Origin of the sequence: Enterobacter asburiae, assembly GCF_008080435.1 — a bacterium.
GTDB lineage: Bacteria > Pseudomonadota > Gammaproteobacteria > Enterobacterales > Enterobacteriaceae > Enterobacter > Enterobacter asburiae_C.
The window spans coordinates 542,946-564,241 of sequence record NZ_VRKN01000002.1 but is presented as its reverse complement, the minus strand read 5'-3'; the positions used below and the strand labels follow the sequence as shown (position 1 = coordinate 564,241).

19 protein-coding genes are annotated in these 21,296 nt (G+C 56.6%); 13 read left to right on the top strand and 6 right to left on the bottom strand.

Annotation, left to right across the window (positions count from 1 at the left end; genetic code table 11):
* Positions 1-12 precede the first annotated feature (12 nt).
* The 3 genes from recO to acpS are packed head-to-tail and all read left to right on the top strand — an operon-like array spanning position 13 to position 1,865.
* The gene (recO, locus tag FU672_RS05710; RefSeq protein ID WP_023333058.1) at positions 13-720 is read left to right on the top strand and encodes a DNA repair protein RecO; all 708 of its coding nucleotides are present in this window, start codon (positions 13-15) and stop codon (positions 718-720) included.
* A 33-nt stretch (positions 721-753) separates the two neighbouring features.
* Positions 754-1,485: a pyridoxine 5'-phosphate synthase gene (gene pdxJ / locus FU672_RS05705; protein WP_032659491.1), complete on the top strand. Its 732-nt coding sequence runs from the start codon at positions 754-756 to the stop codon at positions 1,483-1,485.
* Positions 1,485-1,865: a holo-ACP synthase gene (acpS, locus tag FU672_RS05700; protein ID WP_023294331.1), complete on the top strand. Its 381-nt coding sequence runs from the start codon at positions 1,485-1,487 to the stop codon at positions 1,863-1,865. The genes pdxJ and acpS overlap by 1 nt, the downstream gene beginning before the upstream one ends.
* Here the strand turns inward: acpS and FU672_RS05695 are convergent.
* Positions 1,862-2,122 carry a YfhL family 4Fe-4S dicluster ferredoxin gene (locus tag FU672_RS05695; RefSeq protein WP_008502177.1) on the bottom strand — a complete coding sequence of 87 codons (261 nt, stop codon included), beginning with the start codon at positions 2,120-2,122 and terminating at the stop codon, positions 1,862-1,864. The genes acpS and FU672_RS05695 overlap by 4 nt on opposite strands.
* A 46-nt stretch (positions 2,123-2,168) precedes the next feature.
* Entirely contained in the window at positions 2,169-3,017 is an 849-nt protein-coding gene (locus FU672_RS05690) for a MurR/RpiR family transcriptional regulator (protein ID WP_023333056.1), read from the bottom strand.
* A gap of 117 nt (positions 3,018-3,134) precedes the next feature.
* Between FU672_RS05690 and murQ the strand changes: the two genes are divergently transcribed.
* From murQ to tadA, 4 genes are read left to right on the top strand one after another with little or no spacing between them, the layout of a single operon-like run.
* The gene (gene murQ / locus FU672_RS05685; protein ID WP_148242477.1) at positions 3,135-4,028 is read left to right on the top strand and encodes an N-acetylmuramic acid 6-phosphate etherase; all 894 of its coding nucleotides are present in this window, start codon (positions 3,135-3,137) and stop codon (positions 4,026-4,028) included.
* Between the two features lie 11 nt (positions 4,029-4,039).
* Positions 4,040-5,401, top strand: coding sequence for a PTS transporter subunit EIIC (locus FU672_RS05680; protein ID WP_148242476.1), 1,362 nt, complete (start codon positions 4,040-4,042; stop codon positions 5,399-5,401).
* Positions 5,402-5,404: 3 nt separating this feature from the next.
* Entirely contained in the window at positions 5,405-6,040 is a 636-nt protein-coding gene (gene yfhb / locus FU672_RS05675) for a phosphatidylglycerophosphatase C (RefSeq protein WP_148242475.1), read from the top strand.
* 56 nt (positions 6,041-6,096) lie between these two features.
* Positions 6,097-6,603, top strand: a complete 507-nt coding sequence (tadA, locus tag FU672_RS05670; protein ID WP_148242474.1) for a tRNA adenosine(34) deaminase TadA — start codon at positions 6,097-6,099, stop codon at positions 6,601-6,603.
* On the opposite strand, the gene mltF is transcribed toward tadA, so the two are convergent.
* Positions 6,491-8,041, bottom strand: coding sequence for a membrane-bound lytic murein transglycosylase MltF (gene mltF / locus FU672_RS05665; protein ID WP_148242473.1), 1,551 nt, complete (start codon positions 8,039-8,041; stop codon positions 6,491-6,493). The two genes, tadA and mltF, sit on opposite strands and share 113 nt — an antisense overlap.
* A 266-nt stretch (positions 8,042-8,307) precedes the next feature.
* On the opposite strand from mltF, the gene purL reads away from it, so the two are divergent.
* From purL to glnB, 5 genes are all read left to right on the top strand, one after another.
* The gene (gene purL / locus FU672_RS05655) at positions 8,308-12,195 is read left to right on the top strand and encodes a phosphoribosylformylglycinamidine synthase (protein ID WP_148242471.1); all 3,888 of its coding nucleotides are present in this window, start codon (positions 8,308-8,310) and stop codon (positions 12,193-12,195) included.
* 531 nt (positions 12,196-12,726) lie between these two features.
* Positions 12,727-14,154 (top strand): two component system sensor histidine kinase QseE/GlrK, encoded by a 1,428-nt coding sequence (gene qseE, locus FU672_RS05650; RefSeq protein ID WP_148242470.1) that lies wholly within the window; start codon positions 12,727-12,729, stop codon positions 14,152-14,154.
* 1 nt (position 14,155) lies between these two features.
* Positions 14,156-14,893: a two-component system QseEF-associated lipoprotein QseG gene (gene qseG / locus FU672_RS05645; RefSeq protein ID WP_148242469.1), complete on the top strand. Its 738-nt coding sequence runs from the start codon at positions 14,156-14,158 to the stop codon at positions 14,891-14,893.
* A complete protein-coding gene (glrR, locus tag FU672_RS05640; RefSeq protein ID WP_148242468.1) occupies positions 14,880-16,217 on the top strand; it encodes a two-component system response regulator GlrR in 1,338 nt (445 codons plus the stop codon). The genes qseG and glrR overlap by 14 nt, the downstream gene beginning before the upstream one ends.
* A gap of 65 nt (positions 16,218-16,282) precedes the next feature.
* Complete coding sequence (gene glnB / locus FU672_RS05635; RefSeq protein ID WP_003860685.1) at positions 16,283-16,621, top strand: nitrogen regulatory protein P-II; 339 nt, start codon at positions 16,283-16,285, stop codon at positions 16,619-16,621.
* 80 nt (positions 16,622-16,701) lie between these two features.
* Here glnB and hmpA read toward each other — a convergent pair whose 3' ends face one another.
* Positions 16,702-17,892 (bottom strand): NO-inducible flavohemoprotein, encoded by a 1,191-nt coding sequence (gene hmpA, locus FU672_RS05630; protein ID WP_148242467.1) that lies wholly within the window; start codon positions 17,890-17,892, stop codon positions 16,702-16,704.
* 304 nt (positions 17,893-18,196) lie between these two features.
* Here hmpA and glyA point away from each other — a divergent pair, with 304 nt between their 5' ends.
* Positions 18,197-19,450, top strand: coding sequence for a serine hydroxymethyltransferase (gene glyA / locus FU672_RS05625; RefSeq protein ID WP_008502165.1), 1,254 nt, complete (start codon positions 18,197-18,199; stop codon positions 19,448-19,450).
* Positions 19,451-19,505: 55 nt separating this feature from the next.
* Here the strand turns inward: glyA and FU672_RS05620 are convergent, their stop codons facing one another.
* Both FU672_RS05620 and FU672_RS05615 read right to left on the bottom strand, forming a co-directional pair.
* Positions 19,506-19,928, bottom strand: a complete 423-nt coding sequence (locus FU672_RS05620) for a DoxX family protein (protein WP_148242466.1) — start codon at positions 19,926-19,928, stop codon at positions 19,506-19,508.
* An 88-nt stretch (positions 19,929-20,016) separates the two neighbouring features.
* Positions 20,017-21,210 carry an ROK family transcriptional regulator gene (locus tag FU672_RS05615; RefSeq protein ID WP_148242465.1) on the bottom strand — a complete coding sequence of 398 codons (1,194 nt, stop codon included), beginning with the start codon at positions 21,208-21,210 and terminating at the stop codon, positions 20,017-20,019.
* Between the last annotated feature and the right edge of the window lie 86 nt (positions 21,211-21,296).

The window sequence follows — 21,296 nt, the reverse complement described above, 5'->3', positions numbered from 1 at the left end:
GACGACGAGCATATGGATGGATGGCAGCGCGCCTTTGTCCTGCATAGTCGTCCCTGGAGCGAAACCAGCCTTATGCTGGACGTCTTCACGGAAGAGTCGGGCCGCGTGCGCCTTGTTGCGAAAGGCGCACGTTCCAAACGTTCTAATCTGAAAGGTGCCCTACAGCCTTTCACGCCGCTGCTGGTGCGCTTCGGTGGGCGAGGGGAAGTGAAAACCCTGCGCAGTGCCGAAGCCGTCTCCCTGGCGCTTCCTCTTTCTGGCATCACGCTCTACAGCGGTCTGTATGTCAACGAACTTATCTCACGCGTTCTTGAGCATGAGACTCGCTTCTCGGAACTTTTCTTCGATTATCTGCACTGTATCCAGGCGCTGGCTGGCGCAACCGGCACGCCCGAACCCGCCTTACGTCGTTTTGAACTGGCGCTGCTGGGCCACCTCGGATACGGCGTAGATTTTCTGCACTGCGCGGGTAGCGGGGACGAGGTAGAAGACACCATGACCTACCGCTACCGCGAAGAAAAAGGCTTCATTGCCAGTATTGTGATAGACAACAGCACCTTTACCGGGCGTCAGCTCCGGGCGCTGTATGAGCGCGAGTTTCCCGATCAGGATACCCTGCGCGCAGCAAAACGCTTTACCCGGATTGCCCTCAAGCCGTATCTTGGCGGCAAGCCCTTAAAGAGCCGCGAATTATTCAGGCAGTTTGTGCCGAAACGTTAGACCACAGAATCGAAAAGAAAACCGAGGATTGTCATGGCTGAATTACTGTTAGGCGTCAACATTGATCATATCGCCACGCTGCGTAATGCGCGCGGCACGGCGTATCCCGATCCGGTTCAGGCGGCGTTTATCGCTGAACAGGCTGGCGCTGACGGCATTACCGTTCACCTGCGTGAAGACCGTCGCCACATTACTGACCGCGACGTGCGCATCCTGCGTCAGACGCTGGACACCCGTATGAATCTGGAGATGGCGGTCACCGAAGAGATGCTGGCCATTGCCTGCGAGACCCAACCGCATTTCTGCTGCCTGGTGCCGGAAAAACGCCAGGAAGTGACCACCGAAGGCGGTCTGGATGTAGCGGGCCAGCTCGACAAAATGCGCGATGCCTGCAAACGTCTGGCGGATGCCGGGATCCTGGTTTCTCTGTTTATCGACGCCGATTTCGCCCAGATTAAAGCGGCGGCCGACGTGGGCGCACCGTATATCGAAATCCACACCGGCTGCTATGCCGATGCCAAAAATGATGCCGAACAGGCCAAAGAGCTGGAGCGTATCGCCAAAGCGGCCACGTATGCCTCAAGCCTGGGCCTGAAGGTTAACGCCGGTCACGGCCTGACCTACCACAACGTGAAGGCCATTGCTGCCCTGCCGGAAATGCACGAGCTGAACATCGGCCACGCCATCATTGGCCGTGCGGTGATGAGCGGTCTGAAAGAGGCGGTCTCAGAGATGAAACGCCTGATGCAGGAAGCGCGTCAGTAATGGCCATTCTGGGCTTAGGCACCGATATCGTTGAAATAGCCCGTATTGAAGCGGTGATCGCCCGTAGCGGCGATCGCCTCGCAAGACGCGTGCTGAGCGATAACGAATGGGCTATCTGGGAAGCGCATCAGCAGCCGGTGCGTTTTCTGGCGAAGCGCTTTGCGGTAAAAGAGGCGGCGGCCAAAGCCTTCGGAACCGGCATTCGTAACGGCCTGGCGTTTAACCAGTTCGAAGTGTTTAACGATGAGCTGGGCAAACCGAGCCTGCGTCTGTGGGGAGAAGCGCAAAAGCTGGCAGAGAAGCTGGGCGTGAATCACATGCACGTGACGATCGCGGATGAACGCCACTATGCCAGCGCGACGGTGATTATCGAAAGTTAAAGCTTGTCCGCGTGGTGCATCAGGACAAACTTATCCCATAACTGCTCTTCGCTCTCGACGTGTGCCGGATCCTTCAGGATGGTATTCGGGATCGGGCACACTTTCTGACAGGTCGGCGTTTCATAGTGGCCGATGCATTCCGTACAGCGGTCGCTGTTAATCTCATAAATGCTGTCGCCCATTGAAATCGCCTGGTTCGGGCATTCGGGCTCGCACATATCGCAATTAATGCATTTTTTGGTAATTAACAGCGCCATCAGGAAATTCTCAGAAACAACACAAACTGGGCGGGCATTATACGCGTCAAACCAGTTTCTTTACCAGTTCTTCGCTGTGACGAATGCGTTCGGGCGCGCGCTCAAGATCCTGCTGCACCAGCGCCATAAACAGCAGGTCCGTCAGCATCATTTGCGCACTGGTGGACGAGATAGCCGCGCTGCGCGTGGCTTGCTCTTCGGCAATGGTATATAAACAGCGCGTTGCCCGCTGCTGCAGGGCATTCGGGGTAAAACCGGTGATCGCCAGAATTTTACCGCCGACGCGCAGCGCTTCATCGGTGGCCATGTTGATTTCACGGCGCTCGCCGGAGTAGGAGATGGCCAGCAGCAGATCGTCAGGATCCATCGCCTGGACGGTCGCCAGCAGGGCGTGCATATCCTGCTCGACAATGGCGTTAAGCCCAATTTTTGTCAGCTTCCAGCCAAAGTTACGCGCCACCAGTCCGGACGCGCCGATACCGGTCAGGATTATCCGCCGCGCGCCGCGCAGCATTGCCACGCTCTCCAGCAGCTTCTCTTCCGTGTTCACATCGAGCGTCGCATGCATGGCCGCCACGTTCTCTTTGATCAGCTTTTCGCCGACCAGCCGCATCGGGTCATCGCCACGGATCTGATTATGCACCGGCATTGACTGCGGGTTGGGGTTGCTCACCAGCGCTTCACTGATCGCCAGTTTGAGGGCGGGGAACCCCTTGAAGCCAATCTTCTGCGCAAATTTCACCACGCTCGACTGGCTCACGCCGGCTTCACTCGCCAGCTGCTGCGAGCTGAGATGGCGTGCGCGATCGGGTTGAGAAAGCAGAAAATCCGCCAGCTTCTTGTCGCTTTGGGCAAAGCCTGCGTAGCGCTGGCGAATGCGAATTAAACAGTTCATACGGTCTCCTGGCGAAAATGTGATTATCTGCGCAAATACGAATTTTGCTCGCCTGAATGAATTTTATATTCCATTATAGTGTGATTGTTATGAATTAAAAATTCTTGAGGTACAAAAATGAATCTTGGCTCACTTGTTTCTGAAACGCGTAACCCGCAAACCATGGATCTGGATGCGCTCTCCACCCTGGAGCTGGTTAACCGCTTTAATCAACAGGATACGCTGGTCGCGCAGGCAGTGAAAGAGACATTACCCGAGGTGGCAAAAGCGGTCGATGCGGCGGCGGAAGCCCTCAAGGCCGGTGGTCGCATTATCTACATGGGGGCGGGCACCAGCGGGCGTCTTGGGGTTCTGGATGCCTCAGAATGTCCGCCAACCTTTGGGGTTCCGCATGGTCTGGTCGTTGGGTTGATTGCCGGTGGACCCGGTGCGCTGCTGAAAGCCGTTGAAGGGGCGGAAGATAACAAACAGCTGGGTGAGGATGACCTGAAGGATCTGAATCTGACCGCGAAGGATCTGGTGGTCGGGCTGGCGGCATCCGGGCGCACGCCGTACGTCATTGGCGGCCTGGAATACGCCAACCAGACCGGCTGCACGACGGTGGCCATCTCCTGTAATCCGGGCTCCCCGATTGCGCAGGTGGCCGCGATCGCCATCTCTCCGGTGGTCGGGCCGGAAGCGCTCACCGGCTCCACGCGCCTGAAATCCGGGACCGCGCAAAAGCTGGTGCTTAATATGATCTCCACCGGCGCGATGGTGAAGTTCGGCAAGGTTTATCAGAACCTGATGGTGGATATGCAGGCTACCAACGTCAAGCTGGTGGACAGAGCCTGCCGCATGGTGATGGAGGCGACAGGCGCAGGCCGTGAAGAGGCAGAAGCGGTACTCAAACAGACCGAACACGATGTTAAACCGGCCATTTTGATGATCTTAAGCGGGCTGAATGCGGCTGCCGCAAGAGCCAAACTCAACGCGCATAATGGCTTCTTACGGGCGGCATTAGAAAACTAACAGAGGCGTGTATGGACAAAACAGCAGCGCTCGCCAGCGATATCCTGCAGGGGATTGGTGGGGAAAAAAATATTCAGCGTCTCGAAAACTGCATGACGCGCGTGCGCGTCGAGGTGCATAACGACGACCAGCTTGATGTGCCGCGCCTGAAGCAATTGTCCGGCGTCAGCGGCTACGTGAAACAAGGGCAGCAGCATCAGCTGATCGTCGGGCCCGGGAAAGCGGCGCAGGTTGTCGATGCCATGCGCGCGCTGATGGGCGGCGGTGCGAGCGTGTCGATGGACGATGCGGAACGCACCAAAGCGCAGGCGAAGGCCAAATATAAAGCCCCCATGAGCGATGCGCTGCGACAGCTGGCAAACGTCTTCATTCCTCTGATCCCGGCGTTTATTGCCTCAGGTTTGATTACCGGGATCATCAATATCCTCAAGCGACCGGACATTGTGGGGGATTTCGCCACGCAGTATCCGAACCTGCTGGGTACTCTTGGGATCTTCGGCAGCGCAGTTTTCGCCATCATGAACATTCTGGTCGGGGTGAATACCGCGAAGGTGTTTGGCGGATCGCTGGCCATGGGCGGGGTGATGGCGGGGATCTTGTCCAGCCCGCAGCTGGCGCAGATAACGCTGTTTGGCGAGGCACTCCAGCCCGGGCGAGGTGGGGTGATCGCCGTGCTGCTGGTGGTCATCCTGATGTGCTGGATCGAGAAAAGGCTGCGCGCGATCCTGCCTGGATCGATCGAGCTGATTCTCAACCCGCTGTTGACCACGTTAATTACCGGTAGCGTCGCGATTGTTGCCCTTCAGCCGTTAGGCGGGTGGATCTCTGAAGCCATCGCTCACGGTGCGTCTCTGGCTATTGACCGCGGCGGCCTGTTAGTGGGGGCAATACTGTCAGGTACCTTCCTGCCGCTGGTGCTGACCGGCCTGCACCAGGGGCTGGTGCCGATCCACGTCGAGCTGGTGCAGTCGCACGGCTATAACGCGCTTCTGCCTATCCTGTCGATGGCGGGCGTGGGGCAGGTCGGCGCGGCGATTGCCGTACTCATGAAAACCCGTAACGCGCGTCTGAAAAAAGTGATTAAAGGCGCACTCCCGGTCGGACTGCTCGGCATTGGCGAGCCGCTGATTTTCGGCGTTACGCTGCCGCTGGGTAAACCGTTCCTCGCCGCCTGTCTGGGCGGCGCGGTAGGCGGGGCGCTTATCAGCTACTGGAAAGTTGCCACCGTTATCACCTTTGGGCTTTCCGGTTTACCGCTGGCATTAACCATCGTGACCGGAAAAGTGATGCTCTATCTGTTAGGCTATTTAGTAGCGGTGATCGCCGGGTTCCTGTTTACCTGGCTGTTAGGTTTTAACGATCCAGAGGAGTAAGGTTTGGCAAATCACGCGCGTCGCGTTGTCTTTTTCGACCTGGATGGAACGCTGCATCAGCAGGATATGTTTGGTACGTTTATGCGTTACCTGCTGCGGCGTCAGCCGTTGAATGCGCTGCTCGTGTTACCGCTCTTACCGGCGATCGGTATCGCGCTGCTGGTGAAAGGCCGTGCGGCGCGATGGCCGATGAGTCTGCTGCTGTGGGGATGTACCTTTGGGCACAGCGAAGCACGGCTCAAACAGCTCGAAAAGGATTTTGCGCACTGGTTTCGTGGCCACGTTGCCGCGTTTCCTGTTGTACAGGCGCGCCTGACCAGCTACCTCGACGCGAACGATGCCGACATCTGGCTGATTACCGGTTCCCCGCAGACGCTGGTGGAGCAGGTCTACTTTGATACCCCCTGGCTTCCGCGCGTGAATCTTATTGCGACGCAAATCGCGCGCGGTTACGGCGGCTGGGTACTGACCCTGCGCTGTCTGGGGCATGAAAAGGTCGTCCAGTTGGAAAAGCGTATCGGTACGCCGCTGCGCCTGTACAGCGGCTACAGCGACAGCAAACAGGACAACCCGCTGCTCTATTTTTGCCAGCATCGCTGGCGCGTCACGCCATCAGGTGAACTTCAGCAACTCGAATAGTCTTCTCTAAAACGGGCGTGTATAATGCCGCCCGCTTTCGACTGGAGTATCAGCCCTTGTCCAACCCTGAATACAATCATGAATACTGGATGCGCCACGCGCTGACGCTGGCTCAACGCGCCAGGGAAGAGGGCGAAGTGCCCGTCGGGGCCGTGCTGGTTCATAACAACCAGGTGATTGGCGAAGGGTGGAACCGTCCTATTGGCCGCCACGATCCTACTGCGCATGCCGAGATTATGGCGCTTCGTCAGGGTGGTCTGGTGCTGCAAAACTATCGCCTGCTTGATACCACGCTGTATGTGACGCTGGAGCCGTGCGTGATGTGCTCTGGCGCGATGGTGCACAGCCGGATCGGGACTCTGGTCTTTGGTGCGCGGGATGAAAAAACCGGTGCGGCCGGTTCGCTGATGGACGTGCTGGGTCACCCGGGGATGAACCACCAGGTGAAGACTATCGGTGGGGTGCTTGCACCAGAGTGTTCGGGGCTATTAAGCGATTTCTTTCGAATGCGCCGTCAGCAGAAAAAGCAGCAAAAGGCAGAATTAAAGCTGTCGGACGATTAAGCTCGTCCGGCGCCACAACCGGGTAACTTTGAGCCAGCTGTTTTGCCTCTGTCGCCTCTTTCTCTTTTTCCAGCAGATACCCGACCAGGCTAATCTGATATTTCCGGATGTTTTCCACGTAAGCGTAGGCTTCATGTCCACGCGCGTAGCCGTATGTCAGCTTGTTATACCATGGCTTCTGGCTCAGCAGCGGCAGCCGCTGCTTCACGTCTGACCAGCTGTCCGGGTTCCCTTTCGTTTTGGCCGTCAACGCTCGCGCATCAAGCATATGCGCGTAGCCCATATTGTAGGCCGCCAGCGCGAACCAGATCCGCTCTTCTTCCGGCACCGTTTCCGGTACTTTGCCCATCATATCCTGCAGATAGCGCGCGCCGCCGCTGATGCTCTGTTCGGCATCGGTACGGTCATTCACGCCCAGACTCAGCGCGGTATTTTTGGTTAACATCATCAAACCACGTACACCCGTGGGCGACGTGGCCTGGGAATCCCAGTGGGATTCCTGATACGAAATAGCCGCCAGCAGTTTCCAGTCAATCTCCTGGGCGTATTTTTCGAACAACGGCTGCAGGTCCGGCAGTACGCTGTCTACTGCGCGCAGGAAGCTGCGGGTGTCAACGTAGTCAAAGTCATCACCATGCCCGAGGTACTTCTCCTCCAGACGCGCCAGAGTACCGTCTTCATTGATGGTGTTGAAGAAATCAAGCATCGCGGCAGAAAGGGTCTGATCGTCATCAAGCTGGCTAAACCAGGTCACGGGCTGCTCGTCGGTGACGTCCAGCGCCACGGCGATTTCAGGATGCACCCGCTGGAACAGGCTGATCGCGACCGAATCGGCGATGGTGTAGGGCACTTTCTGGTCTTTTACCTGCTCCAGCAGCTCCGTCGTGCCGAGTTTCGGATCAACCGTCCAGCTCAGGTCGGGATATTTCTTCTCCTTGAGCTCACGCAGATCGTCAATCACCACGTGGCCGGGGGCAATTGTCAGCTGGCCATCGTTAATCGAGGCCAGCGAGCGCGGGCGCAGGCTCCCGACGCGGTAAACCAGCTGCTGCGAAACGGAGTAGTAGGTCGGGCCTGGCTGGTAGTTCTTGCTGCGCTCGCTGTTATACACCAGCCCGGCGGCAAGCATATCGGCATCGTCGTTATCGAGGTCGTCAAACAGCTGGTTGATATTCTGGCGGACGGTGATTTTAAGCTTCACGCCAAGGTAATCGGCGAACTGTTGTGCCAGTTCATAATCCAGACCAATGATTTTGCCGTTAATGTCGCTGTAAATGAGCGGGGAGTTGAGGGTACTGACGCGCAATTCCCCCCGCTCCTGAATGGCGGCGATACGGTTTTCGGCTTTGCCGAACCAGGGGATGGAAGGCCAGAGGGCCACTGCCAGCAGCAACGTTACAATGCCGATGAGCAGATAATTAATCTTTAATTTTTTCAATTAGTTAATTCTCTGCGACGCCGGTTGCCTTAGTCTGCTGTAGCCATGTTAATAATAAGGTTTGCCATTGAATGAGCGGCATTTTGCGTAAACTTGCGCCACTTGGCAACCAATTAGAGAGACAGGTCACATCTATTGTTAAATCTCTGCGCAAATTTTATTTCGACGCAAACGGTTTCGTCGGCGCTCAGGATTCTCTATAATGACGCCCGTTTTCCCCCTTGCGCACACTGTAAGCGCCCCGGCGCTTCGAAGACGAGAGACTTATGATGGAAATTCTGCGTGGTTCGCCTGCACTGTCTGCCTTCCGTATCACTAAACTGCTGGCACGTTTTCAGGCGGCCGACCTTCCGGTAAGCAATATTTACGCTGAGTATGTCCATTTTGCTGACCTGAATGCCCCCCTGAATGCAGAGGAGCGCGTACAGCTGGAACGCCTGCTCAAGTATGGCCCAAGCCTGAGCAGCCATACGCCAACCGGCAAACTGATCCTTGCGACGCCGCGTCCGGGCACCATCTCCCCCTGGTCTTCCAAAGCCACCGACATCGCCCACAACTGTGGCCTGAGCCAGATTAACCGTCTGGAACGCGGCGTGGCGTACTACGTGGAAGCCTCTACCCTGAGCGAAGCACAGTGGCAGGCGGTTGCGGCTGAACTGCACGATCGCATGATGGAGAGCGTATTTGCCTCTCTCGATGACGCGCAGAAGCTTTTCTCTCACCATCAGCCTGCGCCGGTACAGAGCGTAGACCTGCTGGGGCAGGGCCGTCAGGCGCTGATTGACGCCAACCTGCGTCTCGGCCTGGCGCTGGCAGAAGACGAAATCGACTACCTGCAGGATGCGTTTGTTAAGCTCAACCGTAACCCGAACGACATCGAACTCTATATGTTCGCGCAGGCTAACTCTGAGCACTGCCGCCATAAGATTTTCAACGCCGACTGGATTATTGACGGCGAACAGCAGCCGAAGTCGCTGTTCAAAATGATCAAAAACACCATGGAGCAAACCCCTGACCACGTGCTGTCTGCCTATAAAGACAACGCTGCGGTAATGGAAGGTTCCGAGGTGGGCCGCTTCTTCGCCGATCGCGAAGCAGGGCGCTATGACTTCCATCAGGAGCCCGCGCATATTCTGATGAAAGTGGAAACCCACAACCACCCGACGGCGATCTCCCCGTGGCCGGGTGCGGCGACTGGCTCCGGCGGTGAAATCCGTGACGAAGGTGCGACCGGTCGTGGTGCTAAACCGAAAGCGGGTCTGGTCGGTTTCTCCGTCTCCAACCTGCGTATCCCGGGCTTTGAACAGCCGTGGGAAGAAGATTTCGGCAAGCCAGAGCGCATTGTAACCGCCCTGGATATCATGACCGAAGGCCCGCTGGGCGGCGCGGCGTTTAACAACGAGTTTGGCCGTCCGGCGCTGAACGGTTACTTCCGTACCTATGAAGAGAAAGTGGACAGCCACAACGGCGAAGAGCTGCGCGGTTACCACAAACCGATCATGCTGGCGGGCGGGATCGGCAACATCCGTGCCGATCACGTGCAAAAAGGCGAGATCGTCGTCGGCGCGAAGCTGATTGTTCTGGGCGGCCCGGCGATGAACATCGGTCTGGGCGGCGGGGCGGCGTCTTCAATGGCCTCCGGCCAGTCTGATGCAGATCTAGACTTCGCCTCCGTGCAGCGTGACAACCCTGAGATGGAGCGTCGCTGCCAGGAAGTGATCGACCGCTGCTGGCAGTTGGGCGATGCCAACCCGATCCTCTTCATCCACGACGTGGGCGCGGGCGGTCTGTCCAACGCCATGCCGGAGCTGGTGAGCGACGGTGGCCGCGGTGGCCGTTTCAACCTGCGCGATATCCTGAGCGATGAGCCAGGCATGAGCCCGCTGGAAATCTGGTGTAACGAATCCCAGGAGCGCTACGTGCTGGCGGTTGCTGCGGATCAGCTGCCGCTGTTTGACGAGCTGTGCCGCCGCGAGCGTGCGCCGTATGCCGTCATCGGTGAAGCGACCGAAGAGCAGCACCTCTCCTTAAGCGATACCCACTTCGACAACCAGCCGATCGATCTGCCGCTCGACGTTCTGCTCGGTAAAACGCCGAAGATGACCCGCGACGTAACAACCCGTAAAGCGGCGGGCAAAGCGCTGGATCGCCAGGGCATCACCGTGGCAGAAGCGGTCAACCGCGTGCTGCACCTGCCAGCTGTGGCAGAGAAAACCTTCCTGGTGACCATCGGCGACCGTACCGTGACCGGTATGGTATCGCGCGATCAGATGGTTGGTCCGTGGCAGATCCCGGTGGCTAACTGCGCCGTGACCACCGCGAGCCTCGATAGCTACTACGGCGAAGCGATGGCCCTGGGCGAACGCACCCCGGTGGCGCTGCTGGACTTCGCTGCCTCAGCCCGTCTGGCAGTCGGTGAAGCGCTGACCAACATCGCCGCGACGCAGATTGGCGACATCAAACGTATCAAGCTTTCCGCAAACTGGATGGCCGCTGCCGGTCACCCTGGCGAAGATGCTGGCCTGTATGAAGCCGTGAAAGCGGTGGGCGAGGAGCTCTGTCCTGCCCTCGGCCTGACCATTCCGGTGGGTAAAGACTCCATGTCGATGAAAACCCGCTGGCAGGAAGGCAGCGAGCAGCGCGAGATGACCTCTCCGCTGTCGCTAGTGATCACCGCGTTTGCCCGCGTGGAAGACGTGCGTCATACCGTTACGCCGCAGCTTGTGACCGAAGACAACGCCCTGTTGTTGATTGACCTGGGTAAAGGCCACAACGCGCTGGGTGCCACCGCGCTGGCGCAGGTTTACCGTCAGCTCGGCGACAAGCCAGCCGACGTGCGCGACGTAGCGCAGCTGAAAGGCTTCTACGACGCTATTCAGGCGCTGGTTGCGCAGCGTAAGCTGCTGGCCTACCACGACCGTTCCGACGGCGGCCTGCTGGTGACGCTGGCAGAGATGGCCTTCACCGGCCACTGTGGCGTGGAAGCGAACATTGCAACGCTTGGCGAAGACCGTCTGGCGTCGCTGTTCAATGAAGAGCTGGGCGCAGTGATTCAGGTGCGTGCAGCGGATCGCGATGCGGTTGAAGCGATTCTGGCGAAGCACGGTCTGGCAGACTGCGTGCACTATCTGGGTAAAGCCGTTCAGGGCGACCGCTTTGTCATCAAAGCAGACGGTCACGCCGTGTTCAGTGAAAGCCGCACCACGCTGCGCATGTGGTGGGCGGAAACCACCTGGCAGATGCAGCGCCTGCGTGATAACCCGGAATGTGCCGATCAGGAACACAATGCGAAGGCGAATGACCAGGATCCTGGCCTGAACGTGAAGCTCTCCTTCGATATCAACGAAGACATTGCGGCACCGTACATCGCGACCGGTGCGCGTCCGAAAGTAGCGGTGCTGCGCGAGCAGGGCGTTAACTCCCACGTTGAGATGGCAGCTGCTTTCCACCGCGCGGGCTTTGATGCTATCGACGTTCATATGAGCGACCTGCTGGCGGGCCGTACCGGTCTGGAAGATTTCCAGGCGCTGGTGGCGTGTGGCGGCTTCTCCTACGGCGACGTGCTGGGTGCGGGCGAAGGCTGGGCGAAGTCCATCCTGTTCAACAGCCGCGTGCGTGACGAGTTCGAAACCTTCTTCCACCGTCCGCAGACGCTGGCGCTGGGTGTGTGTAACGGCTGCCAGATGATGTCTAACCTGCGCGAGCTGATCCCGGGCAGCGAAGCCTGGCCGCGCTTTGTGCGTAACCAGTCTGACCGCTTCGAAGCGCGCTTCAGCCTGGTCGAAGTGACCCAAAGCCCGTCTCTGCTGCTGCAGGGAATGGTCGGTTCGCAGATGCCAATCGCCGTTTCCCACGGTGAAGGCCAGGTAGAAGTGCGTGATGCGGCGCATCTGGCTCAGCTTGAGAGCAAAGGCCTGGTGGCGCTGCGCTTTGTCGATAACTTCGGCAAGGTGACAGAAACCTACCCGGCTAACCCGAACGGCTCCGCTAACGGTATTACGGCGGTGACCAGCGAAAGCGGTCGCGCGACCATTATGATGCCGCACCCGGAACGCGTGTTCCGTACCGTGAGCAACTCCTGGCACCCGGAAAACTGGGGCGAGGATAGCCCGTGGATGCGTATCTTCCGCAACGCGCGTAAGCAACTGGGTTAAGTTTCAGCACACTACCTGTAGGCCCGGTAAGCGCGAGCGCCACCGGGCTTTTTTGTATCTGTCGCAAAATCGCGACAACCCCTGGTCTGAGTGTCTCCAAAAGGAGACATTTAACTCATTGATTTATCTATGGCAGTAAAGGTTCCCGTTAAGGTGTTGCTTAATAGCGACACTTAGCCTGGAAATCATTCAATCAATAATTAACAGGCTAAACGAGTAAAAGTCATATATTTCAATATGTTAATATTTTGTTTTGCATTCTGGCACGGGTGTTGCATAATATTAACCAGTGGCTCATTCACCTTCTTATGTCAGCCCCTTCGGGACGCGCTACATAAACTTCGAATGACGCACAAAAAGGTGCCTGCCGTCCAACTACTGATCATAGCGATGCTTTATCAGGCTAGGGCGAAACGTCGAGTTAGGCACCGCCTCATTCCATGACAAAGCCGGGTTTTTACCCGGCTTTGTTGTATCTGAAGGGCAGACTCAGTTACGCTCTGCGTAAACCCCCATTAAGAGAGTAATGCGTTGAAACGCTGGCCCGTTTTCCCCCGCTCCCTGCGGCAGCTCGTCATGATGGCCTTCCTGCTGATCCTGCTGCCGTTGCTGATCCTTGCCTGGCAGGCGTGGCAAAGTCTGAACGCGCTGAGTGCCCAGGCGGCTTTGACCAACCGCACGACGCTCATCGACGCCAGACGCAGTGAAGCGATGACCAACGCCGCGCTGGAGATGGAGCGTAGCTATCGTCAGTATTGTGTGCTTGACGATCGGACGCTGGAAAAGGTTTATCAGAGTCAGCGTAAACGCTACAGCGAAATGCTGGACGCTCACGCGGGGGTTTTGCCTGACGACAAGCTGTATCAGGCGTTACGTCAGGATTTGAACGATCTTGCCCAGCTGCAGTGCCACAATAGTGGCCCGGATGCCGCCGCCGCCGCACGCCTTGAGGCTTTTGCCAGCGCCAACACCGAGATGGTGCAGTCAACGCGTACGGTGATTTTCTCTCGCGGTCAGCAGCTCCAGCAGGAGATTGCCGAGCGCGGCCAGTTCTTCGGCTGGCAGGCGCTGGTGCTGTTCCTGGTGAGTCTTGGGCTGGTACTGCTCTTTACCCGCATGATCATCGGCCCGGTGAAGGGCATTCAGCGTATGATCAACCGCCTGGGGGAGGGGAAATCGCTCGGGGATACGGTCGCTTTTAAAGGTCCGCGCGAGCTGCGATCCGTAGGCCAGCGCATTATCTGGCTGTCCGAGCGCCTGGCGTGGCTCGAATCTCAGCGTCATCAGTTTCTGCGCCATATCTCTCATGAGCTTAAAACGCCGCTGGCCAGCATGCGTGAAGGAACGGAGCTGCTGGCGGACGAAGTGGCAGGACCCCTTACGTCAGAACAGAAAGAAATTGTCGAGATCCTGGATAACAGCAGCCGCAATCTGCAAAAGCTGATTGAGCAACTGCTGGATTACAACCGCAAGCTGGCTGATGGGGCGGTCGTACTGGAAAACGTTGAAATTGAGCCGCTGGTGGATATGGTGATCTCCGCCCATAGCCTGCCAGCAAGAGCTAAAATGATGCATACCGGCGTCGAACTGAATGCGCCTGCGTGCCTGGCTGAACCCATGCTGCTGATGAGCGTTCTGGATAATCTTTACTCCAATGCGGTGCACTATGGTACTGAATCCGGTAACATTTATATCCGAAGTAATACGAATGGTTCACGGGTGTTTATTGACGTCGCAAACACCGGCACCCCGATCCCCGATGACGAAAAAACCATGATCTTCGAACCCTTTTTCCAGGGGAGTCATCAGCGGAAAGGCGCGGTTAAAGGAAGCGGTCTGGGCTTGAGCATCGCCCGGGACTGCATACGACGCATGCAGGGTGAGCTAAACATTGCCGCGGACGAACGTTCAGATGTTTGCTTCCGTATCGAACTGCCCCTGAGCCGGAAAAATCAATAAAATGAATCTATGTCTGGTGAGTATGTCACACGTCTTTTTCCGCGCCGTACGCGCGGTGTTTTCCTGCAACACGCTTCGCCTGAGCCTGCCCTGTTTATTTCTGGCAGGGTGTGTTTCCCATGCGCCACAAAGTGCAATTAGCGATAAACAAGAAGATAAATGGCCCGATAAGCAGCTGGCAGATTTCCTCTCAACCCGCTGTGACGACATCTGGAACCTGTCAGGACATGACGTTGAAAGCAACCCGCTGTTCTGGTTGCGTGGAATAGATTGCGCCCAGCGTCTGGCGCCGGTAGACGCCCGCTCGAAGGCGGCGATGCTGGATGACGACACCTGGCAGGACGCGTTCAAGCGTGGGATTTTACTCGCAGATGCGAAAATCACCCCCGTTGAACGCCGCGTCAATGTGACCCGACTGGACACGTTTGTGGTCAATCTTCCCGTGCAGGTACGCCCGGTATACCAGCTCTGGCGCGATGGGCAGACATTACAGCTTCAACTGTCTGAAGAGCGCTCCCGCTACAGCAAGCTGCAACAGTCAACCGACAGCGAGCTTGATACGCTGCGTCAACAGCAGCAACATTTACGTACCGAGCTGGATACCACGACGCGTAAGCTGGAGAACCTGACCGATATCGAAAGACAGCTCTCGTCGCGTAAATATCAGCCGGGGAGCTCATCCGCTGTACCGGACAGCGATACGCCGAAACAAGAGGATGTGAAGCATGACGAGCCGTAAACCTGCCCATCTCTTACTGGTGGATGACGATCCCGGGCTGTTAAAGCTGCTGGGGATGCGTCTGGTGAGTGAAGGCTACAGCGTCGTGACCGCTGAAAGCGGGCTGGAGGGGTTGAAGATCCTCAGCCGCGAGAAAATCGATCTGGTGATAAGCGACCTGCGGATGGACGAAATGGATGGCCTGCAGCTGTTCGCGGAGATCCAGAAGCAGCAGCCGGGTATGCCCGTGATTATCCTGACGGCGCACGGGTCGATCCCGGATGCGGTTGCCGCGACGCAGCAGGGGGTATTCAGCTTCCTGACCAAGCCGGTGGACAAAGACGCGCTCTATAAAGCCATCGATAGTGCGCTGGAACATGCTGCCCCTTCCGGAGATGATGCCTGGCGTGAATCTATCGTGACGCGCAGCCCCATTATGCTGCGCCTGCTTGAGCAGGCGCGGATGGTCGCGCAATCGGACGTCAGTGTGCTGATTAACGGCCAGAGCGGGACCGGGAAAGAGATCCTGGCGCAGGCGATCCACAACGCCAGCCCGCGCAGTAAAAATGCCTTTATCGCCATTAACTGCGGCGCGCTGCCGGAGCAACTGCTTGAATCCGAACTCTTTGGTCATGCGCGCGGTGCCTTCACCGGCGCGGTAAGCAGCCGTGAAGGGCTGTTCCAGGCGGCGGAAGGCGGCACGCTGTTCCTCGATGAGATTGGTGACATGCCCGCGCCGCTGCAGGTTAAACTGCTGCGCGTCTTGCAGGAGCGAAAAGTCAGGCCGCTCGGCAGCAACCGCGATATCGACATTAACGTGCGGATCATCTCCGCGACCCACCGGGATTTACCCAAAGTGATGGCGCGTAATGAGTTTCGTGAAGATCTCTACTACCGCCTGAACGTGGTGAACCTGAAGATCCCTGCGCTGGCCGAGCGTGCGGAAGATATTCCGCTGCTGGCAAACCATCTTTTGCGCCAGGCGGCAGACCGCCATAAACCGTTCGTGCGCGCGTTTTCCACCGATGCGATGAAACGTCTGATGACCGCCAGCTGGCCGGGAAACGTGCGGCAACTGGTGAACGTGATTGAGCAGTGCGTGGCGCTGACGTCTTCACCCGTCATCAGCGACGCGCTGGTCGAGCAGGCGCTGGAAGGGGAAAACACGGCGTTGCCGACGTTTGCGGAAGCGCGGAATCAGTTCGAGCTTAACTATCTGCGCAAACTGCTGCAGATCACCAAAGGCAACGTGACCCACGCGGCGCGCATGGCCGGACGCAACCGCACCGAGTTCTACAAGCTGCTGTCGCGCCACGAGCTGGAAGCAAACGATTTTAAAGAGTAATGCCGTATGGTACTGTGAGCAATCGATTACGAGGCTGCTTACAGGCAAGAGTTTAAGGACCCACCATGAAAAAGATTGATGCGATTATTAAACCTTTCAAACTGGATGATGTGCGTGAAGCGCTGGCGGAAGTCGGCATCACCGGGATGACCGTGACGGAAGTGAAAGGTTTTGGTCGTCAGAAGGGCCACACCGAGCTTTACCGTGGCGCAGAGTACATGGTGGACTTTCTGCCGAAAGTAAAAATTGAAATCGTGGTCAGCGACGATATCGTCGATACCTGCGTGGATACCATCATCCGCACTGCGCAGACGGGTAAAATCGGCGACGGTAAAATCTTCGTCTTTGACGTGGCGCGCGTGATCCGTATCCGTACCGGCGAAGAAGACGACGCCGCGATTTAACATTGCCAACGGTTTTGTAGGCCGGGTAAGGCGCAGCGCCACCCGGCGAAAAAAAGCCCCTCGAACGAGGGGCTTTTTCACTACAGCACCTTATGCGGCCCGAAACATTCGTAATGAATGCTGTCTTTATTCACGCCTAACTCAACCAGCTGCTTCGCGGCATACTGCATAAACGCCACCGGTCCACAGATGTAGAACTGCATGTCCGGCGCGCTAAACGCCCCTTCCATCTGGCTTAAATTCATCAGACCTTCGCTGTCAAAGCGTGCGGCTGCGCGGTCTGCATCCGACGGCAGGCGATACCAGGTGTGCGCGGTGAAACGTGGCAGGGTCGCCCCGAGCGTTTTCACTTCATCCGCAAAGGCGTGCACGTTGCCGTTTTCCACAGCGTGGAACCAGTTGACCTGCGCACCGTGGTTTGCTTTCGCCAGCGTATCGAGCATCGCCAGCATTGGCGTTTGGCCGACGCCTGCAGAGATCAGCGTAACCGGGGTATTCGCTTCAACGGCCATGAAGAAATCGCCCGCCGGCGCGGACAGATGCACCACGTCACCCACGCTGGCTTCGTTATGCAGCCAGTTGGATACCTGACCGCCGTCCTCACGCTTCACCGCGATGCGGTAGCCTTTACCGTCTGGTTTGCGGGTCAGGGAGTACTGGCGGATCTCCTGATGCGGGAAACCTTCAGGTTTCAGCCACACGCCCAGATACTGTCCCGGCTGGTAATCGGCAACCGGCTGTCCGTCCACCGGCTCAAATTCAAAGCTGGTAATCAATGCGCTGCGCGGGGTTTTTTCGACGATGCGGAACGCGCGCGTGCCTTCCCAGCCGCCATTTTTACTGGCGTTTTCGCTGTAGATCTGGGCTTCACGGTTGATAAACACGTTTGCCAGCACGCCGTAGGCTTTACCCCACGCGTCCAGCACCTCCTGGCCCGGGCTGAACATCTCGTCCAGCGTCGCCAGCAGGTGGCCGCCGACAATGTTGTATTGCTCGGGTTGGATCTGGAAGCTGGTGTGCTTCTGGGCGATTTTTTCCACCGCAGGCAGCAATGCCGCCAGGTTTTCGATGTTGCTGGCGTAGGCCGCGATGGCGTTGAAAAGCGCTTCGCGCTGATCGCCGTTACGCTGGTTGCTCATGTTGAAAATTTCTTTGAGCTCCGGGTTGTGCGTGAACATGCGATCGTAGAAATGGGCGGTGAGTTTAGGGCCGGTTTCCACCAGCAGGGGAATGGTGGCTTTAACGGTAGCGATGGTTTGAGCGTCGAGCATGAGCGCATCCTTCTGATGTGACTTTAATGATGTATTTTAAATGCATCTTATAAAAAATACCCCTGCGTTGTAAATGGTTCTTTGCAAGATGAAAAATATGCATCACAAACCTGAAAAGAAATCCGCTTTAAATGGCGAGAGCTTTATTCCTCAAACCCTTGCGTGGCGCGCAGGAAAACGTTTGCGTAAAATCGTTTGTCAAGACCTGTTATCACAGAACTAATCAGTTATACTGTTGCCCGTCGTCCAACAGGACTGCCTTTTCAGGCCAAAATTTACTTGTTAGCTGAGTCAGGAGATGCGGATGTTAAAGCGTGAAATGAACATTGCCGATTATGATGCCGAACTGTGGCAGGCTATGGAGCAGGAAAAAGTACGTCAGGAAGAGCACATCGAACTGATCGCCTCCGAAAACTACACCAGCCCACGCGTCATGCAGGCGCAGGGTTCTCAGCTGACCAACAAATACGCTGAAGGTTATCCGGGCAAACGCTACTACGGCGGTTGCGAGTACGTTGATATCGTTGAGCAGCTGGCTATCGACCGTGCGAAAGAACTTTTTGGCGCTGACTACGCGAACGTGCAGCCGCACTCTGGCTCTCAGGCTAACTTCGCGGTCTACACCGCGCTGCTGCAGCCGGGCGATACCGTTCTGGGTATGAACCTGGCGCAGGGCGGTCACCTGACTCACGGCTCCCCGGTTAACTTCTCCGGCAAACTGTACAACATCATCCCTTACGGTATTGATGAGTCCGGTAAAATTGACTACGAAGACATGGCGAAGCAGGCTAAAGAGCACAAACCGAAGATGATCATCGGTGGCTTCTCTGCATACTCCGGTATCGTTGACTGGGCAAAAATGCGTGAAATCGCAGACAGCATCGGCGCTTACCTGTTCGTTGACATGGCGCACGTTGCGGGCCTGATTGCCGCTGGCGTTTACCCGAACCCGGTTCCACACGCTCACGTTGTGACCACCACCACCCACAAAACCCTGGCGGGTCCACGCGGTGGCCTGATCCTGGCGAAAGGCGGTGACGAAGAGCTGTACAAAAAACTGAACTCTGCGGTATTCCCAAGCGCGCAGGGCGGCCCGCTGATGCATGTTATCGCCGCAAAAGCGGTGGCGCTGAAAGAAGCGATGGAGCCAGAGTTCAAGGTTTATCAGCAGCAGGTTGCTAAGAACGCCAAAGCGATGGTGGAAGTGTTCCTGAACCGTGGCTACAAAGTGGTCTCCGGCGGGACTGAAAACCACCTGTTCCTGCTGGATCTGGTTGATAAAAATCTGACCGGTAAAGAAGCTGACGCTGCCCTGGGCCGCGCCAACATCACCGTGAACAAAAACAGCGTGCCAAACGATCCGAAGAGCCCGTTCGTGACGTCCGGTATCCGTATCGGTTCTCCGGCTGTGACGCGTCGCGGCTTCAAAGAAGCTGAAGTGAAAGAGCTGGCTGGCTGGATGTGTGACGTTCTGGACAACATCAATGACGAAGCGGTTATCGAGCGCGTCAAAGGTAAAGTTCTGGATATCTGCGCGCGCTTCCCGGTATACGCATAATTCCTCTGCTTTGCAGAAATAAAAAAGGCCGCGCTTGCGGCCTTTTTTTTATCGGCTAACGCCGGTCCAGGGAGATGGCCCCCGGTCCCACAATCGCCAGCAAAATAAAGGCGCCAGCGATACTCACATTTTTATAGAAGTTAATCATGTTGGGTACGACAGCATCACCCGTCATATCCCAGTAATGGTGTCCAATTACTGCGGTTCCCAGCGTATAAAACACAAAGAGCACCGCGATGGGGCGGGTGAAAAAACCGAGCACGATCAGAATAGCGGCGGGCACCTCCATCACCACGGCAATAATGGCGGCCAGCATGGGCATGGGAGCACCGAGCGACGTCATGTACTGTACGGTGCCGCTAAACCCCGTCAGTTTCGGGTAGCCAAAAATAATAAACAGGACAACGATGGCGATACGGGCAATCAGCAATAACAGGTTACGAGACTGGCCAAAATCAAAATAGCGTAGGGTGTTCATAGCAGGCTCTTTTTTCGGTGGGACCTGCTTTAAAGCTACTACACAAACCGACAGCTCGCCATTCAGCTTTTTTTCATAAAAATGCCAGTCATGATTCGCTCAACTGCGATTCCACATATAAATAACCAATCCCCAGAATTTGCTGCGCGCGGGTAAGTTGCCCAAAACTAATATGCGTTGCTTTTATCCCCGGTCCATCGTTTTTGTCGAAAGGGTTAAACCCGGTCTGCTGCGTGATGGCATTGAGCCACCTTTCACCAAACGCACAGCTGCGTCCGTAGAGCCATATCTGATTAATATTCAGGATATTCAGAAAATTATACAGACTCAGACCGATCGCATTCGCCGCATTTTCTACCCATGCCTGAACCCGAATATCCCCCTGATGCCAGGCGTGGATCAGCGCACGGGTTGTGAGTTGGTCCGGTGAGAAATCTGCGCCCGGCTGTGTTTTCAACCAGATGCTGGCCTGCTTCTTCAGGGCGCTCAGCGAGGCAATGGTTTCAAGGCAACCGTATCGGCCACAGTCACAGGCGTTGCCGTCCGGGTTTACAATGGTGTGGCCAATCTGACCGCTGCCATACAGATTACCGCGATAAATCTGATCGTTTATCACAAAAGATGAGCCAATACCGTAGTCGACGTTGATGACGCAAAAATCCTGCTCCGCCCCACGGTTTTGCCACTTTTCCGCCAGCGCCAGCATCACGCAGTCGTTATCTATTCTGATGTGGGTTTTTAACCGATCTTCTAGCAGGTATTTCATTTCCACCGGGGTTTTCCATTGTGCCTGCGGCATGGTTTGCGAGACTCCGGTGACCGGGTCGACCTGCCCGTGTACGCCCAGCGCCAGGTTAATGCGCTGCTCCGGATAGCGTTGATGGTACTCACGCCAGCAGGTTGCTATCTCACTGAGAAGCGCCTGCGGGTCAGGTGCATGGATGGTGATATGCTGAAGATCGCCCACTGCCAGGAGGCGCGCATCCGCAAGCTGACATTCAATGCTGGTAGGAGAAACGGCCATGCACAGAGTCCATGCACCCTGCGCAGGGATCTGATAGCTCCCGCTGTTCAGGCCGCGCGCGCTCAATTTTTCAGCTGAATGGCTGATTCGTCCCTCATCAAGCAGCTCTTCAAGAATGTTGCTCACCGCCGGGATCGACAGTCCCGTCAGTTGCGCCAGGCGCGATTTACTCAGTTGTTTTTCACGCCACAGATGCGACAGAAATATCACCTTATTAGCCTGACGAACCCGGGCATTATTTAAACCTGGTCGCAACATATACTTAACTCCCTTAACTGTATTGCGTGAACGATGCGCATTTTAACAGCAAATTCACGCTATAAACTCGAGCCATTCCTGTTTTT

Coding starts and splice junctions, on each gene's coding strand:
- FU672_RS05695 (WP_008502177.1), bottom strand. CDS start 2,122: ATGGCGCTGTTAATTACCAAAAAATGCATTAATTGCGATATGTGCGAG.
- hmpA (WP_148242467.1), bottom strand. CDS start 17,892: ATGCTCGACGCTCAAACCATCGCTACCGTTAAAGCCACCATTCCCCTG.
- murQ (WP_148242477.1), top strand. CDS start 3,135: ATGAATCTTGGCTCACTTGTTTCTGAAACGCGTAACCCGCAAACCATG.
- qseG (WP_148242469.1), top strand. CDS start 14,156: ATGAATCTATGTCTGGTGAGTATGTCACACGTCTTTTTCCGCGCCGTA.
- FU672_RS05680 (WP_148242476.1), top strand. CDS start 4,040: ATGGACAAAACAGCAGCGCTCGCCAGCGATATCCTGCAGGGGATTGGT.
- FU672_RS05615 (WP_148242465.1), bottom strand. CDS start 21,210: ATGTTGCGACCAGGTTTAAATAATGCCCGGGTTCGTCAGGCTAATAAG.
- glrR (WP_148242468.1), top strand. CDS start 14,880: ATGACGAGCCGTAAACCTGCCCATCTCTTACTGGTGGATGACGATCCC.
- FU672_RS05620 (WP_148242466.1), bottom strand. CDS start 19,928: ATGAACACCCTACGCTATTTTGATTTTGGCCAGTCTCGTAACCTGTTA.
- recO (WP_023333058.1), top strand. CDS start 13: ATGGATGGATGGCAGCGCGCCTTTGTCCTGCATAGTCGTCCCTGGAGC.
- glyA (WP_008502165.1), top strand. CDS start 18,197: ATGTTAAAGCGTGAAATGAACATTGCCGATTATGATGCCGAACTGTGG.
- glnB (WP_003860685.1), top strand. CDS start 16,283: ATGAAAAAGATTGATGCGATTATTAAACCTTTCAAACTGGATGATGTG.
- acpS (WP_023294331.1), top strand. CDS start 1,485: ATGGCCATTCTGGGCTTAGGCACCGATATCGTTGAAATAGCCCGTATT.
- pdxJ (WP_032659491.1), top strand. CDS start 754: ATGGCTGAATTACTGTTAGGCGTCAACATTGATCATATCGCCACGCTG.
- FU672_RS05690 (WP_023333056.1), bottom strand. CDS start 3,017: ATGAACTGTTTAATTCGCATTCGCCAGCGCTACGCAGGCTTTGCCCAA.
- purL (WP_148242471.1), top strand. CDS start 8,308: ATGATGGAAATTCTGCGTGGTTCGCCTGCACTGTCTGCCTTCCGTATC.